This window comes from Candidatus Binatia bacterium, from assembly GCA_029243485.1.
GTDB lineage: Bacteria > Desulfobacterota > Binatia > UBA12015 > UBA12015 > VGTG01.
Map to the genome: position 1 here is coordinate 134,695 of JAQWRY010000052.1, position 16,810 is coordinate 151,504.

Annotated in this window: 11 protein-coding genes and 1 pseudogene; 6 read left to right on the top strand and 6 right to left on the bottom strand. The window is 65.5% G+C overall.

What is annotated here, in order from left to right; all coding sequences use genetic code 11:
- Window positions 1–105: 105 nt before the first annotated feature.
- Window positions 106–825: a hypothetical protein gene (locus P8R42_14675; protein ID MDG2305858.1), complete on the top strand. Its 720-nt coding sequence runs from the start codon at window positions 106–108 to the stop codon at window positions 823–825.
- A gap of 10 nt (window positions 826–835) precedes the next feature.
- On the opposite strand, the gene P8R42_14680 is transcribed toward P8R42_14675, so the two are convergent.
- From P8R42_14680 to P8R42_14695, 4 genes are all read right to left on the bottom strand, one after another.
- A complete protein-coding gene (locus P8R42_14680; protein MDG2305859.1) occupies window positions 836–1,489 on the bottom strand; it encodes a 2-hydroxychromene-2-carboxylate isomerase in 654 nt (217 codons plus the stop codon).
- Between the two features lie 127 nt (window positions 1,490–1,616).
- A complete protein-coding gene (locus tag P8R42_14685; protein MDG2305860.1) occupies window positions 1,617–2,120 on the bottom strand; it encodes a hypothetical protein in 504 nt (167 codons plus the stop codon).
- A gap of 82 nt (window positions 2,121–2,202) precedes the next feature.
- The gene (locus tag P8R42_14690) at window positions 2,203–2,364 is read right to left on the bottom strand and encodes a hypothetical protein (GenBank protein ID MDG2305861.1); all 162 of its coding nucleotides are present in this window, start codon (window positions 2,362–2,364) and stop codon (window positions 2,203–2,205) included.
- Window positions 2,365–2,443: 79 nt separating this feature from the next.
- On the bottom strand, window positions 2,444–5,686 hold the full coding sequence (locus P8R42_14695) for a hypothetical protein (GenBank protein ID MDG2305862.1): 3,243 nt from the start codon (window positions 5,684–5,686) through the stop codon (window positions 2,444–2,446).
- 232 nt (window positions 5,687–5,918) lie between these two features.
- Between P8R42_14695 and P8R42_14700 the strand changes: the two genes are divergently transcribed.
- Entirely contained in the window at window positions 5,919–6,659 is a 741-nt protein-coding gene (locus tag P8R42_14700) for a tyrosine-protein phosphatase (GenBank protein MDG2305863.1), read from the top strand.
- Window positions 6,660–7,097: 438 nt separating this feature from the next.
- Here the strand turns inward: P8R42_14700 and P8R42_14705 are convergent.
- Window positions 7,098–8,531 (bottom strand): annotated as a pseudogene (locus tag P8R42_14705) (sulfatase).
- Between the two features lie 112 nt (window positions 8,532–8,643).
- Here P8R42_14705 and P8R42_14710 point away from each other — a divergent pair.
- Window positions 8,644–10,683 (top strand): hypothetical protein, encoded by a 2,040-nt coding sequence (locus P8R42_14710; protein MDG2305864.1) that lies wholly within the window; start codon window positions 8,644–8,646, stop codon window positions 10,681–10,683.
- 39 nt (window positions 10,684–10,722) lie between these two features.
- Here the strand turns inward: P8R42_14710 and P8R42_14715 are convergent, their stop codons facing one another.
- On the bottom strand, window positions 10,723–13,851 hold the full coding sequence (locus tag P8R42_14715) for a DUF4215 domain-containing protein (GenBank protein ID MDG2305865.1): 3,129 nt from the start codon (window positions 13,849–13,851) through the stop codon (window positions 10,723–10,725).
- Between the two features lie 446 nt (window positions 13,852–14,297).
- Here P8R42_14715 and P8R42_14720 point away from each other — a divergent pair, with 446 nt between their 5' ends.
- The 3 genes from P8R42_14720 (at window position 14,298) to P8R42_14730 (ending at window position 16,804) form a co-directional block, all read left to right on the top strand.
- Window positions 14,298–15,212, top strand: coding sequence for a hypothetical protein (locus P8R42_14720; protein MDG2305866.1), 915 nt, complete (start codon window positions 14,298–14,300; stop codon window positions 15,210–15,212).
- A gap of 49 nt (window positions 15,213–15,261) precedes the next feature.
- A complete protein-coding gene (locus tag P8R42_14725) occupies window positions 15,262–15,405 on the top strand; it encodes a hypothetical protein (protein ID MDG2305867.1) in 144 nt (47 codons plus the stop codon).
- 250 nt (window positions 15,406–15,655) lie between these two features.
- Complete coding sequence (locus tag P8R42_14730) at window positions 15,656–16,804, top strand: M20/M25/M40 family metallo-hydrolase (GenBank protein MDG2305868.1); 1,149 nt, start codon at window positions 15,656–15,658, stop codon at window positions 16,802–16,804.
- The last annotated feature ends 6 nt before the right edge of the window (window positions 16,805–16,810 follow it).

Sequence of the window (16,810 nt, forward strand, 5' to 3'; positions counted from 1 at the left end):
CCGCCTCGGCCCGGGCCCTCAGGGGCGTTGAAGCCCCCTGGCGAATCACATACTTTGTGATCCTCGACCGTGCGGTCAGCATCAGCCGTTCGGCGCCTCGCGCCCATGACCAAGCCACAGAAGCTCACCCTTGGAATCGGGATCGCGGCCCTCGTGACCGCCATCGCCGCGCAGGCCGTGCCGGGGCTCCCGGGGTGGCTGCTCGCGTGGACGAGCCTCTCATGCACGATCTCGGCCGGCGCGTACGTGGCGAATCGCCCCCAGGCCTACGGCAAACGAGACGGCCGCCTGGTCTGGTGGCGGGCCCTCCCCACCGCCGTCTTCGTCGGGGCTTTCCGAATCGCGTGCGCAATGATGCGCTGGTGGCGCGGGCGCCCCGTCAAGAGCCAGATTACCTCGCATCTCTGGATCGCGGGACGGATCGAAGCGGGCGAGCTCCCGGACGTCGACTTCGTCGTCGATCTCGTGTCGGAGTTTCCGGAACCCCGCGCCGTACGTGAACGCGCGGGATACCGGTCCCTTCCCGTCCTCGACGGCGGTGTCCCGCCCGACGACGACGCCGTGTTGGCGCTGCTCGACGAGGTCTCTCTTCCCGACGCGGCGGTCCTCGTGCACTGCGACTCCGGAATGGGACGCGCTCCGACCTTCGGCGCGCTCCTCTTGCTCCGCCGCGGCGACGCCGCAACCACAGCGGATGCCATCGCGATGATCGAGCGAGAGCGACCGTTCATCCACCTCGGCGTCGCCGATCGCGCCTTCCTCGCGCGGCTGGAACCGCTCGTGCGTCCACTAGCCGTCGAACCGGCAGCCGCCGCAGCGTTCTAGCACCCCTCGCTCAGGATCGGGGCGCGAGGTCCTTCTGCTTCATTCGCCAGACCAGTAGGTCCAGGCGATCCTGGCCGAAGAACGGCTCGCCTTCGAACACCATCGTAGGCACGCCCCAATGCCCCGCCGCTTCCAGAGCCTTCTGGTTCCGATCGATCCCGGCGTCGCGAGCAGCCGGGTCCTCTGCGATCGCGGCTTCCATCTCTGCCAGATCGAGCCCCGCTCGCTGCGTCGCGTCCGCGAGATGCGAGCCCTGATCCCAGCCGTCGACCTGCCCACCGAAGATGATCTGCGAGACCTCGTCGATGAAGGCGAGCCCCTTCCCACGGGCGGCGGCCTCGATCCCCAGTCGCGTCAGGCGATGGATGTACGGCTGCTCCTTCGGGATGGTCCGCGTCGCGAAATCCTGGACGACCGGGTCCGGTCGTGGCCAGCCGTAGGGGAGGCCCTCGCACTCCGCGATCCGCGCGGTGTCGCGGAGCAGATACGGCGGCCAGAGCGGGTTCACCTGGTCGAAGAAATCCGGGGTCCGAATCGCAATGGGGAGCACAGGGCGGATGTTCAGGTCCACGTCGCGCTCCTGCGCGAGGCGCACCAGCCGGCCGGTTGCGAGATACGAGTACGGACTCCGAAAGGACCAGAAAACGTCGACTTCGAGGCTCATCCCGGGTGGCTAGCACCGGGACCTCCGGATTTTCACTATTGACTTTAGTTCGCTTAACTAACAATATTTGTTTTCTGCTCGATCGAGAGCGGATTGTGGAAAGCCGGCCTGGGTTGAAGCCCCCCCTTCACCCCAGGGGGCCCGGTGCGTGGAGTACCTGGGGGATTCGTGAATGGTCGCGGATTCTCTGGGTACTACGCCCCGCTCCGTGCGAGTAAGGAGCCCCCGGGGCCCGCCACTCCTGCGGCGTCCGGTCTCGGAAACGCGGAGCGTTCTTCGGGTTCCACAACACATCTCGGAAGTATCGGGGCAGGACCCGCGCGGCCGGGTCCGCCCGCAACCGAGGATAGTCGGAGAGCTTCCCGGTGCGCTCCCAGGTGACGGGCGTCGGCGTATGCGCCACGTTCAGAACCGCAGACATCGTGATCACCGAGCGCAGTCGCGCGTCGGAGAGCTCGCTCTCTCCTTCCTCCAGAATGCCGGTCAGGTGTTGGACGTCGTCGAGCTTCGCCGCACCAAACCCGATCCCCGTGCCGAAGGAACAACATCCCGAACAACTCGACGTCCCCGAGCAGAGTGTCGGGCGGGTGGTGACCGTGCACGTCGACCAGACCCGGGAGAACGCACGCACCCACGTAGGGGCCGGTCGCACCGGCCCCCGCGGGTTAGACCGCAGCGATTCGGCCCCCTTCGACGACGATCGTCCGGTCGGGCTACCGCGTCTTGCCCGGATCGATCACCGTCACCCCGGCGAAAACGGTCCCCTCGGGCGGCACCTCGAACTCGGGCGGCTGCAGCGCGAAGCAAAACCAACCTCCGGCGAGCAGCAACACGACTCCAACGACCAACACCGCTCGGAGCGCGCGACCCAGCATCCCTCGTTCTACTACCGAAAACGCAAACGGGGCGAACCCTCGCAGGCCCGCCCCGTCCGCATCGAAACGAGAGTCCGACTCAGAACACGCCGGCCTCCGCCCCATCTACGAAGGCGCCACTCGGCGAGCCGAGCGGCGGCACCGGGCAAGCCACTGGCGCCGGGAAGTTCTTCTCACCGAGGAACTTGTCGACCTTGTCGAACTTGTCTGTCGACGAAGGCGTACCCTTCTGCTTCGCGGGCACCTCGGCACACCAGTCGACACCCGTGCCGAGCGTCAGGCGAACCGCGATGCGGCCCTGCTTCGGCTCATCCAGGGTGAATCCGAAGGCGTCCTTGCCGGCCTTGAGCTTCACGAGGCCGTTCTTCACCGTAATCACGGTGACCGCCGTACCCGAGGCGCCCTTGTACCGGAACCCGGTCGACGACGGCAGCCAGCTGCCGGCCGGCAGATCGATCGTGACCTGCTCGCCGCTCCCGTTGGCGTTGTAGATACGCAGGGTACCGCCGTTCACCAGCGGGTCACCCGCGGTGCCGAGTCCCGGAGGAACGATCGCAGGATCCTTCGACGTGAAGCTCAGCTTCCGCTTCTTAGGCGTGGAGGGATCGGTCTTGTCCTTCATCGTCAGCGACTTGGTCGAGATCGGAACGTGCGGGACGGAGCCCGGGAAGCTCGTCACGTCGTTCGGATCCGTACCGGCGTCGATCTCATCGCGATCGCGACGGCCGTCGCCATCTCGATCGATACCCATCCGAATGCCCGCACCGCGCGGCACACAGGTGTAGACGGCCTCCTGCTCGGCGGAAACCAGGCCCAGCAACGTCGCCAAGGAGACCTGACCTTCGGACGTGCGGTCCGTGAGGAAGAGGTTCGTGCCGAAGCCGACGTACACAGCGCCACGCGCCTCGCCGCCGAACGCACCCTTGCCGATGACGTCGCAGTTGCCGGCATCCGCCTGATCCAAGAGCAGCTGGAGACGCGCCAGCGTGGCCGCGTCTCCCACAGACGCGGGTGTGAGAGATACCTGTTGACCGACGCTCGGCTTGAACCCCGTGTCGAGCGAGAGAACAAAGGCCTCGACGTTGCCGCGGATCGCCGCCGACGGGAAGGCGAAGACGTTCGCCATCAAGAAGTCGTTCACGGACGGGATGCTGCCATCGTGCAGGAAGCCGAAGCCCCGAACCTGGACGCCCAGGAAGCCGGTGGGCGGAATGAGCGTCTGCCCGTTCGGCACACCGAACATGCCGATCTTCTGATACTGGTTGCGCAGGTGGGGAATCTTGAATTCCTGCGTCTCCCCTTCGGCCGAGGACAGACCGTCCGTCCCGAAGAAGTCGAGCGCCGGGTTAATGACGTGACAGTGGTCACAGGTGTTGCCACCGTCGACGGCAGTGTTGAAGTAGAAATTCTCACCGGCCGCCTGTTGCGCAGTCGGGACGTCGTCGAGGTCGCGGACCGCGTTGGGTGGGTACCGAACCGTGAGGATGAAGTCCGTGAACTCCTGCATGTGATCCGTCGGCAACTCCTCGTCGTCGCCGAGAAGGCCGACGAAGGCTCCGTTGAAGGCCATGAATGCGGCTTCCTCATCCAGCGCGTCGCCCGTCGCACAACCGGTACGATCCCCTCGCCAGTGCATCGGGCCTTGCCCCGACAAGCCCCGCAGGCTCTGCGTCGTCATCGGGCCCTTCTGCGGGTGAAAGGGCGAGCCCGAGCCGGTTCGGAACGGGTTGCAGTTCGTCCTCACCGAGGTCGCCTCAGCGTCGCCGAGGTCCCATGCCTTGTCGTCCTGGTCGCCGAAGTGATGGCAACTCGCACAGGCGTTGTCGCCGTGCCCGGACTTCTTCGCATTGTATAGGTGCCGGCGGCCCTTTCGGACGACGGGCGGCTGCGGATCGTAGTCGCCGAGAGCGACGGTTTCGGTCTGAGCTGCCGTCGTCGGGTCACTCGCGTTCGTGACGATCCCGATCCGATGATCGAACCGGTTCATCACGTAGAGGCGGTCGTTCGCCTCATCCAGAGCAAGACCACTCGGGCCACCGCCCACATCGATGAAGGTCTTCGCCACGGTTCCGCCCTCGAGAGTCGCGCTGTCCATGAGAGCGACGTGACGCGAGCCGAACATCGCGACGTAGACCTGCGAGCCATCGCTCGAGAAGGCGATGTCGGTCGGGAACGCACTGCTCTCTTCGATCTCCGAATCCGACCCCGGGGAGACGAGGTAGTTGATGTGGGGATTCAGGTGATGGCGCACCGCCGATCCTCCATTGATGACGGTGACGCTGCTTTCGACAATCCGACCCGTCACACCGTGCAAGCCATCGAAGACGTGACCCTCAAATCGGACCTCGTTGTGATCTTCGGTGTTCGTCGCGTAAACGTTTCCGTTCCCGGGATTGACGGCGAGATTTAAGATCGTCGTCGCAACTCCCGTCACCTCCTGGCCTGCGAGCGCAACCGGGGTCGGCGCGTTCGCGTCGATCGGAAAGACGTCTTCGTCCGGCAGCGAGAAGGCCACGAAGGGCGACCAGTCCCTACCCAGCTCGTCACGCCACCCGACCCCGTCGAACTTCACGATCAGGCCGACGTCCGGCGCACCACCGAGAGCACTTCCCGGCGGCGGCGGGAGACCACCGTTGTTCGAGATCACGCGCTCGGTGATCGCCGTCGTCTGGTTTCCGGAGTGGAAGATCGATGCGTAGACGATGCTCCCGTCCGGCGAGGCGGCGAGACCGCGGGGCGTATCGCCGAAGAGGACGATGTTTGCGATGGCCGTGCCACCGAGCTCGGCGCCGAGGCTCGTCGCATCAAAGACCTGAACGATCGCGCGGCCGAGCCCCTCGCTGGCGTAGTCGATCGGCACCGGGCAGTTCTGACCGCGTCGGGCCGTCGAGATGAACGCGCGGTTGCCACCGGGCCCGGCGAACACGATGTCGCGGGGCTCATCGCACGTGTGGAGGGTCCGCGTGACGCGCGAGAGTTCCGGGGTGATAGCGTCGAGCGTGACGATGCTCACGCTGTCCGACAGGTGATTGACGACCCAGACCTCGGTGTTGGTCCTTACGGCCACCGCCGAAGGCTCCATTCCGACCGGGACTTCCGCGAACAACGAGAGCCCGCCGGCCGTGACGTCGTAGATCGCCAGGCGGTTGTCCGGCGTGTTCAGCGCGAACAAACGTGTCCCATCGGGTGAGAGGGCCAGCGGTCGCACGTGGCCGGTCTCGAAGTTCGTAAAGGTGCCGTCGGGCGACTGCCCAAAGGCAGGTGCCACGATCAGCGCAACCAGGACGGAGGCCAAGAGACAGCGTATTCTCGAAATTTTCATCAGTGTTTCCCCCTGGTTGGGTCGGTCGCTCGGGTACCGAATTCTAGCGAAACCGCGCCGGGCTACGCGAGCGAATATCTCTCGTGCCCCCCGAAGGGCATGGCTTTGTCGCTGGAACTTCGCTCGTTTGGAGTCGATTCCGAGGCGGTTGGTAAAACGGCGACTGCGTCGGGCGGACGACCGACTCCGAATCGGTGTTGATCCAGATCCCCCCACAAGCGAAGGAATTCGAGTGCAACGCGTCATCGACCTCGAAGGATGTCTGAACTTCCGCGACCTCGGTGGCTATCCCACCGACGATGGGCGCCGTGTCCGCTGGCGCCGCGCCTTCCGGGCCGACGGACTCCACCTACTCACACCGAGCGACGTCGACAGGATCCGTGACGAGCTTGAGATCCGCGACGTGATCGACCTGCGTTCCACAGCCGAGCGACGCGCAGACGTCGGACGGCCGCTCGATGCCGTGGACGAGATCCAGGTACACCACACGCCGCTGTTCGACGGCGACATGTCGAATCGTCGCGATTCGAGAGGTGCCGACCTCAACCTCTCCGATCGCTACGTTGCCCTCGCCGGCCTCGCCAAGAAGCCGATCGCGCAGGCCCTGCAGGTCATCGCGGGCTCCACTGGAAGCGCCGTCTATCACTGCGCCGCCGGGAAAGACCGCACCGGCGTGGTTTCCGCCCTCCTCCTCGGCGTTCTCGGCGTCCGGAACGACGTCATCGTCGCGGACTACGCCGCAACCAAGGAGAACCTCGATCGGATCATCGATCGCCTGACGAACACTCCCGGATACGAGACCATCCACGGAGAGCTACCTCCCGAGACCCTCCACGCCGAGCCCGAGACGATGATCGGGTTCCTCGACGGCATCGAGCGAGAGTACGGATCCGTGGCCGACTACGCGCGCGCCGCCGGCGTCCCCGCGCAAGGCATCGACACCCTCCGGGCCGAACTCCTCGAAGACGCATGAGCACGTCCGACACGCTCCCCCGCGAAGCCGACCGGGCTCTCACGTCGAGCCTGCGTCGGTTTCTCGGGCTCATCCTCGCCGCCTCGATCACCGTCGGAGTGATCGACTGCTTCCTGGATCCCGCGCAACTTCCACTTCTCCTCGCGCCCAAGCTTCTCGGCGTCCTTGCCCTCGTGTGGGCCCTCCGGCCCATCCGGACGGAACAGACCCAAGCAGGCGACGTCACCGTCAACCTGATCGCGCTCTCGATTACCGCCGTCACGATCGCGGCGGCCGGCGCGCTCTCCGGGCACGTCGTCCCGCGCGCACTCGTGTTGTTGATGCTCTGCGTCGGCGCCGCCGGGTTCCTCCCCTGGGGGCTTCGGCGACAAGCCCTTCTCGTCGCCATCGCCGGCGGACAGCCTGGAGGTCGGCGAGGACAAGCGCCGGGCGAGCTAGCTACTGGAGCGCTTGGCTCGAACTTTCGATGTACCCCAAGGCCTCGAGGCGTTCGATGTGCTCCTTCGGGACCACGATCTTTTTGGCGACGAGCCGGCTGTTTCGCGTCTCCGCCTTGGCAGCAATCGCCTCGAGTCGCGTCGCGACCTCCGGCTTCCTGGCCACGAGGTCGACCGTCTCGTTCGGATCGTTCTGCCAATCATAGAGCCGGCGCGTCTTGCGCTTGCGATCGACGATGTAGTGATAGCGTCCGTCGACGACGCTGCGTAGGTGAGCCTTGCGATCCAGCGAGCCGACGACCGGGGGCGGCGTTCCAGCCGCTTCCACATCAGTGAACGTCGACACCAGGGAGCGTCCCTCCATCTTCGGCCCTTCGAGACCCAGGAGATCGATCACGGTCGGCGCGACGTCGATGAGCCCCACGGGCTGTTCGACGACGGCGGGCGCGACGCCGGGCCCGGCGATGAGGAGCGGTACTCGCAGGAGCTCCTGGTGCAGAGACCGCTCGTGACCGATGCGGCCGTGCTCGTAGAACTACTCGCCGTGGTCCGACAGGAGGACGACGATCGTCTTCTTCCACTCGTCGCGCTCGTCGAGGAATCGAAATAGGCCGGACAACGCATCGTCCGCCTGGCGAACGAGCCCGTCGTACAGATCCGAGAGCACCTGGACGTGCGCCGGGGTCAGCGGCTCCGCGTTGAAGTGGGGATTGCCGCACTTCCCGACGGTCTCGAAGCCTTCGGGTACCTCGACCGAGCGGAAGTCCTTCATCAACTCCGGGGCGGGCTCGTAGGGGCAATGCGTCTCGTAGGTGTGGATGAACGCGAAGTAGGGCTGCTCCGGCGGCAGGCTCGTGATCCACTTCTCGACTTCGACGACTCTCTCCGTGAGGCCCGCTTCCTGCTCGCCGTACCACTCAAAGCCCCGCTTGAAGCCGTAGCGGCCCTCCACGAACCCACCGTCGGTCCAGGCACGCGCGCGATAGCCATTGCGTTTGAGCACCTGAGTCAGGGTCGGGATCTTCGCCGGCAGGGTTCGCTTGGATTTCGTCAGACCGTGCTCGCGCGGCCGCAGACCGGTGAACAGCGTCATGTGGGAGGGCAGAGTCCACGAGGACGGTGCGAGCGCGTTTGCGAAACGCACGCCACGGCTCGCGAGCCGGTCCATGTTCGGTGACGTCGGCTTGGCGTACCCGTAGGCCCCCAGGCGATCCGCGCGCAGCGTGTCGACGGAAATCAGGATCAGATTCGGCTTGGCCGCGGCAGACGGAAGCTTGGCGGCGGTCGAAAGAGGTTTGAGCTCGGCGGACGGAGGCTGGGGTTCGGGCTCGGGCTCCGCCGCGACGGAAGAACCGGGAAGCACGCACAGGAGCGCACAGACGACCCATGCGAGGCTCGTGGCACAGCACCACCGGCGTCGTCGACTCGATCGCATCAAGCGACTATCCGCGACGGACCCAGCCCCCGCAACCGCCGATGACGGGACGGCGCCCCCCGATTCCCCGCCGCGACTGGACCCAACGGGTGTAGGCTCGTACACTCGCCGGATGCCTCGCTCTTCGCGAGTCCTACTCGCGTGCCTCGCATTTGCGTCGGGAGCGAGCGCCCTCGCGTGGGTCCAACCCACGCTTCTCTGGATCACGCGCTCGCCGACCACCCAGGGTGCATCGACCACACTCGGGATCGGCTACCTTCTCTTCGGAGTCGCGCTCGGCGCGCTCGCGCGAGTTCGTTTCCTCACGGATCTCGAGCCGATGGACCGCGTCGGCCGCACCCTACTGGCACTGGCGCTCGGCCTCGCAGGGTTGGGCCTGCTGCTGCCGCACGTAGGCGCCGCGGCCCCTCCACTCCTGATTCTCGCCGGCCTGCTCTTCGGCGCAGTGAGCGGCGCACTTGGTGACAACCTGAGCGCACTCGTCCTGGGCGGGAGCGCCGGGGCCCTGTTTTCCTCGACACTCACCTTCGCCGGGTTCGGGATCTCCTCTCTCCGCTGGATGGCAACCACCGGAGTCCTCCTCGCCGGACTCGTTGCACTCGGACAACATCGAAGCCGCAACGAACCACCGACCAGCACGGGGGGCGATACCGCCATCGCTCCCGCTGTCCTGGCATTCGCAGCGGGCTCGGTTCTGGTGACGTACACGGCGATCGTCGGCCGAGCGCTCGCTCCGTACACGGCCGACTCGATCCAGGCCCGAGCAATCCTCGGCGTGCTCGTCTTGCTGGGAACCGGCCTGGGCATGATCGCCACGCGGCGACGCCCCGAGGGCTCAGCACTGCTCCTTCTCGCTGCCGTCGCCGCAGCCTGCGCGACCCTCACGGCGTACCTGCAACTCGAATGGATCGTGCCCGGCGCCGTGCGCCGACTGGGTGGCCTCGCGTCCTGGCCGCGCGCTCTCGGGCTCACGACCGCCGAAACCGCGGTACTGCTTCTTCCCGGTCTGATCCTCTTTTCGGCAGCACTCGGCAGCCGTGCGGCAAGGCAGATCGGTTGGCTCGCGCTCGGCGCGGCAACCGCGACGCTGTGGGCTTCACCGCTCACCGGAGCACTCGCTTCGGTCGCCATCAGGGATACGCCGTTCGACGAGCGGTATGGGCCCCTCCTCTACTGGCAGGAGACCGCGCGAGGGCTGGTTCTCGTAACGGACGACCCGCAACAGAGCCGGATCCTACGACGCGGCGACGGACGCTCTCCCGGCGGCACCGGGACCGACCCCGAAGATCGCGTGAACGCGCAGATCCCGATGCTCCTGCATCCATCCGCGCGGCGCGTCCTTCAACTGGACTTCGGAGTGGGCAACGGCGCCTCCTCACTCCTCGCGCACCCCCTCGAGAGGCTCGACGTCTTAGACCCGACGGGAACCGCCGTCGAGATTGCACCGTTCTTCGACCTGACGAATCTCGACGTCCTCGGAGACCAGCGCCTCGTCCTACACGGCACGAACCCGTGGAAACTTCTCGCGGGGACCCAAGAGACGTGGGACGTCATTCTGCTTACCAGCGCCACACTCGAGAGCGGGACCGCGGAAGAACTGCCAACCGTCGAACGATTGAAGCTCGCTAAGAGTCGCCTCACAGGCGGCGGCGTCGTGAGCCTGCGCCTGAACGTCGGGCGTGCGTCGGTCGATGAAATCCGGACCGTCGTTCGGACCGTGGCGAGCGTCTTCCCTAACGTGAGCATCTGGAACGGGCCGCTAGGCTACAACTGGGTGATCAACGGTAGCGACGTCGAACGCCTCCCGAGCACCGCAACGATGGCCTCTCTCCGGGACGACCCCGACATCGACGCCGAGCTCGGCTCCCTCGGCCTCGACGACGCGGAGACGTTGTGGTCACGCCTCGTGCTGAGCCCGGAAGACGTCGCCGCGTTCGCAGGCACCGGGCCCCTCGTCACGACGGATCGACCTGGTGTCGACACGTCGAGCGCGCGCTCCGAAGACACCTTCTTCGGGCTGGGCGGTGCCATCGCCGATACCCGGGTCGCCGACATGACGGCGGCGGACGGACGCGAAAACGTCGGCCTCGCCCGCTTGTTCGCGAAGCTCCACGAGCTTCGAGCGCTTTCGAAGCCGCGCCCGGCGCCGTAACGAAAAAGGGGCGACGGTTTCCCGTCGCCCCTCTTTCGATCAGCCGCCCGACAGTCTCGGTATCGGCAATCTCATGCTCGGCACACCGGAGCCCCGGTTCGGGATGTTTCCGATGAAACCACTCTTCTTGCCCCAAGGGCGCTTGGGGCAGATCAGGTCGTCTTCCGGCGCAGGCGGCGACGCGGGCGGCAGACAGCTCGTGAGACAGGCGTCGAAGTCATCATCGTTCCCATCGTCACACGTCTCGCCGAACTGCGTCTGGACTTCACCGTCACCGCAGAACGTACAATCGTTTCGACAGGAATCCGTGTTGTCGTCGTTCCCATCATCGCAGTTCTCGCCGAACTGCACCTCGCCGTCACCGCAGTAGTTGCAGTCGTTCCGGCAGGCATCGGTGTTCACCGCGTTCCCGTCGTCGCAGGTCTCACCGTCGTCTAGGTTGCCGTCACCACACAGCGGCGACGTGCAATCGTTCCGGCAGGAGTCGCCGTTGTTGCTGTTGCCGTCGTCACACTGCTCTTCGAGCTGCAGCTCACCATCGCCGCATTGGGTGCAGTCGTCGCGGCAACCATCGCTGCCGTCACAGTTCTCGCCCGGGTCGATGTTGCCATCGCCACAGAACGGGAGCTCGCAGGAGTTGGAACACGAATCGTCGTCGACGGTATTGCCATCGTCGCACTCCTCACCCGGCTGGTCTTCGCCGTCACCGCAGAAGTTGCAGCTGTTCCGACAACCGTCCGTATCGATCTTGTTGCCGTCGTCGCAGGTCTCACCCGCGTCCAGAATGCCATTGCCGCACGACTGGATCACGACGCCCGGCAGGCAGGAGTTGCCGCAGGAATCGAGGTCGTTGTTGTTGCCATCGTCACAGGTCTCACCGAGAACGATCTGGGTGATGCCGTCGCCGCAGAAGTCGCAGGAGCCGCGACATTCGCTCGGAATCGGCCCAACGAGACCACCCGGAGGATCACAGGTCTCTCCGGACTGGGTCAGACCGTCGCCACAGAAGCTGCAGTCGTTGCGACAACTGTCATCGTTGACGTTGTTGCCATCGTCGCAGCTTTCGCCCGACTGGACGACTGCGTCCCCACAAGCCGTGCAGTCATTGCGACAGGCATTGAAGTTGTTGGCATCACCGTCATCGCAGAACTCGCCGGTCTCGACGATACCGTTGCCGCACTCTTCCGAAACTGGGGTACAGTCGTTCCGACAGGCATCGGCATTGTTGGTGTTGCCATCATCGCACTGCTCGCCAAAGCCGACCTGAACGGCGCCGTCGCCACAGGCCGTGCAATCGGTACGGCAGGAGTCATTGTTGTTGCCGTCGCCGTCGTCGCAGAACTCCCCGGCCTGCTGAACGGCATCGCCACAGAACGTGCAGCTATTGCGACAGCTGTCGGTGTCGACATCGTTGCCGTCATCACACGTCTCACCGGCCTGCAGAACCTCATCACCACAGGCGGTGCAGTCGTTGCGGCAGGAGTCCGTGTCATTGCTGTTGCCGTCGTCGCAGAACTCGGTGCCCTCGACTACGCCGTTGCCACAAGCCGGCTGCGTGGTGCAGTCGTTGCGGCAGGCGTCGTTGTTGTTGCTGTTCCCGTCGTCGCAGAACTCGGGCGGCTGGATCGCCCCGTCGCCGCAGAACGTGCAGTCGTTCCGGCAGGAATCGTTGTTGTTGTTGTTCCCATCGTCACAGGCCTCGGGCAGCTGAACCACACCGTCGCCGCAGCTCGTGAATTGGCAGTTGTTGTCGCAGGCGTCGGCATTGCTGTTGTTGCCGTCGTCGCACTGCTCGCCGTGCTGCGCCTGCACGACGTCGTCGCCGCAGAACGTGCAATCGTTGCGGCAGGAATCGTTATTGTTCGCATTCCCGTCGTCGCACGCCTCGAGCGGATCGACGATGCCGTCGCCACACTCAGGGAAGGTGCAGTTGTTGCGGCAGGAATCCGTGTTGACGAGGTTCCCGTCGTCGCACTGCTCAGGAGATTGAACGACGCCGTCTCCGCAGAGCGGGGTCGGTGTACAAGTATTGCTGCACGCATCGTTGTTATCGTTGTTCCCGTCGTCGCAGAACTCGCCGAACTGCGCCTGGACCTGACCGTCGCCGCAGAACGTGCAATCGTTGCGGCAGGAATCGAGATTGTTCGCATTGCCGTCGTCGCAGAACTCGCCGGCCTGTTGGATGTTGTCGCCACAGAACGTGCAGTCCCCGCGGCAGACGTTGCCGGTCGGCGGGAAGAAATCTCCCGGCGGGTCACACGTCTCACCGGCATCCACCAGATCGTCGCCGCAGGCCGGGATCCGATCTTCGTGGATGCTGCGTATCTTGACCTTGATGGCGGCAACGGTGCCGACCACGACGGTCTGCTTGCGGATGTTCAGCTCGCTGTCGTTCGTATCGATCAGGGTACCGATGAACAGGTTGAAGCCCTGAATCGTGGACTTCTTGTTGCTGTCCGCGCCGACGAAGAACGCGAGGTCATCCGGATTTCCGGAGTTCGGCTGGATATTCGTATTCTGCTGCGTCCGAAGGTTCTGTCGAATGTAGATCGTCGAAGGAGCCGTAGCCGTGATGTTGACCTGGTCCTTGATGTCCCAGCTCTTGAAGTTGTAGACGCCGCCCGAGAGCGTGACCGTCGAGCCCTTCTTGGCCTCGAGCTCACCGTGACAGCCAGCATCGACCGTGGCGGCCCCGTCGACCGGGACCACTAACTTCGAGGCCGAGAGTGTGCAGTTGTCGAAAACGGCCGGCGGGATCGGCGGGAGGTTGCCGATCACCAGCGGGAACGGCTGTCCCGGATGCTTGGCGCCGCGGATCTCCGAAGTCGGCGCAAGATTCAGCGCGGTGTTGTAGTAGACATCGACGACAGAAGCGTTGCCCGCCATCGTGATCGTGTCGGCCACGATGTACCTCGTCGACGAGCCGGAGAGCTGGACCGCACCATTCTGCACGGTGATGTCGCCGCCCGGATTCAGGACCGCGTAGTTTCCGCGCAGATTGTTGTTCGCCCCGAGATCCATCTCGTTCAGTGCGATGTAGTGATAATCGCGCCAATCGGCCGACGGCTGCGCCGCAGCGGGCAGAACGCTCATGCAGACGAACCCAGCCATGAGAACTGCGGCCGCGACACTGCGGGGCACAAGGTGCTTCTCGCCAAACAGATTCATTAAATGTCCTTCTCGTCTTCTGCCGTGCCCAACTCCCACTATGGGGTTCGACCGGCATCACTCGTAAGCATCAATTATGTGGACATGGCATCGGAGTGAGCAACCCAGATTTACCCAATCCTGTGCGATCTCTTCCACGCCCGGGCTGGCTATCAGGGAAGAGACCGGGACTCTAGCCGGCAAGCCTTCACTTCAGGCCGAACGTTCGTTCGAAAAGGCCAGCGGTGCTTGGGGATTCGCGGAGCCTCGCGCAAGGCGGAGTCGAGCTTCGAGCACGGACGGCCGCTGGTCGGCCCACGATTTCCCCAGGTTCCATAGGCAGATCCGCGTAGGTCTCTTGATCTTGACGCGCGCCGCACGCGGGCGATAGACCGACCGCCTCCCCGAAAACCCCATCCCACCAGCCGCGGCCCACCCGCGACCGAAAGAAGAGAAAGAGAGTCCAGATGCTCCGGATCGCTCCCATGCTTCTGGCCCTCCTGATGCTGGCGGCGCCGACACGTCGCTCGGAGGCGTGCACGTGCCTGCCCGGACCGGGCATCGAACACCTCTACGCCTCGGCCGAGCACGTCGTTCGGGTGACCGTGCGGCGCGAGGTCCGCCGGATCCACCGGCGACGGGGTGTGGCCACGTCTGGCGGCACGACCCGGACGTACCGTGCCAAGGTGAAGGAGAGCTTAAAGGGCTGCCTGCCTCGCGGCCGAATCCTGAAGATCGTGACCGCGATCGACAGCGGTTTATGCGGGGCCGTTCTCCACCCCCGGAAGGAGTATGTGGTCGCGTTACGCGCGGGCGATCGGAATGTGTTCGAGGTCAACGCGTGCGACTTTCTGCGGGAGGCAAGCACCCTCACCCCTCACGAACTCGAGTTCCTGGAAACCCGCTCCGAGTGCTGCGGTGACGATTGTCGATGCACGAGCAACGACGAGGTCTCGTGCGTGGTGGATCCCTGCCAACTGGAGTCCTGCGGCGACGCGACCTGCATTGCCAACTACTGCGGCGGCTGCACGGCGGAGTTCTTCGACTCGAGCGGGACGCCGACCTGTACCGCCTGCGAGACCGACTTCGATTGCGGGGTCGGCCAGGGATGCACCGGGGGGCTCTGCGTTGCGGAGGCCGCGTGCGGCGACGACACCGACTGCCCGGCGCAGAGCTGGTGCCGGCCCACGGCGGCCGGAGGCTCCGCCTGCGTCCCCTTCGCGGCCGAGGGCCGGTCGTGCGGCGGATTCACGCCCCCCTGGGCGTTTAGGCGCTGCCAGCCCGGCTCGGAGTGTCGTCGGGCGCAACCGGTGCCGGGGACCCCCGTGACGCCGGATTCGCCGGGCATTTGCTCCGACGAGAGTTCCTCCAACGACCACTGAGAACCGGCCCGCGTTTCCCTGAGATCCGCTCTTCTGGCATCACTTTCCGGTGGCCGAGTTCACGATCAACATCCGGCGCTTCGCGTTGCTGCTCCTGCTTTTTTGCGTCACCGCCGAGATCGCGTTCAGCCTGCGTCGACTCAGCGCCTCCGCCCATGAGGTTCGGCTTCGCTTCGCGAACGCCCACCCCTGAGCGGCTCCGGCGTCGGCGCCCCCCGGAGACGACATGATCGAGGTAGCCATAGGTGCAGGAGGCCCACCAACCGCTCTGCTCCCCGATCGTCCCGGGCCTCTGGCCGGGCGCCGAGTTGGTCGACATCCCCGGACAATCTCGCCAGCCTGGCCGTGGCGCAAAAGCTCGATGCGCGAAAGCACCGCGACGATATACTCTGGCTAACCGGGACGAAGCCGCCGATTCCCGCGTCGTCCCCAGGAGAAGCGAAATGAGCAAAGGACCAGCCGACTGCATTCGTCACCTGAGAGACTACATCGCGATCCCCTCCGTAAACCCGATGCGCAGCGACCGGGTCCCGGCCGATCTCGCCGGGGAGCGCCGCTACGCTGAGCACATCGAAGCGCAGCTCCGGCGCATCGGCCTCGACGCGATTGTCATCGGGAAGGGAGACCGTGCGAGCGTCGTGGCCGAGGCGCGCGTCGCAGGCGCGGTCGACACCGTGTTGATCGCCTCCCACCTGGACACCGTGCCGGTCGAAGGCATGGAGATCGATCCGTTTGATCCCAGAATCGAGGGGAACCGTCTCTACGGGCGCGGCTCGTGCGACACCAAGGCGGGGATGGCCGCGGCGATCGTCGCTCTCGAGAAGCTCCTCGCCGAGGGGCGCCTGCGCCGCAACGTGATCCTCGTCGGAGAGGCCGACGAGGAGTGCGGCAGCCTGGGAGTAGCCGACGTCCTCGAGCATCTGGGCACGAGGCGACCCGATTGGACGCTTGCGACCGAACCGACCGGCATGGAACTCATCACGCATCACAAGGGGGTCGGACGCGCCGAGCTTCGAGCCGAGGGCGTCGCCTGTCACAGCTCCGACCCGACGCTCGGTCATAGCGCGATCGTCGATATCGCCAAGGCGGTGGTGGTGCTGGACGAACTCGCGAAGAAGCTCAAGAGGCGCGTCGACCCGCGGCTCGGACCCGCGACCCTCTCGGTCGGCCTAATCGGGGGCGGACAGGCCGCGAATGTCGTCCCACCGGATGCCTGGCTACAGCTCGATCGGCGCCTCCTGCCGGGCGAGTCCATCGAGACGTTCAGCGCCGAGATCCGTTCCGCCCTTCTCGAAGCGGGGCTCGACAAGGTCCAGCTCACCGGAGCCTCCGTCGAGAAACCGGCCCTCGCAACCGACGCGGAATCCCCGCCCGTTCGAGCCTGTCAGGAAGCCCTCGCGGCCATCGGCCTTTCGACCGCACCGGCGATCGCCGCCTTCGGAACCGATGCCGGCGTCTTCGCAGAACACGACCTTCCCGGCGTGGTGTTCGGGCCCGGAAGCATCAACAACGCCCACACGGCGCGGGAGTACGTGGAAATCTCACAGGTCGAGCAGGCGACGGAGTTCTACCTCGCGCTCCTCGGCGGCTGAGTTCGG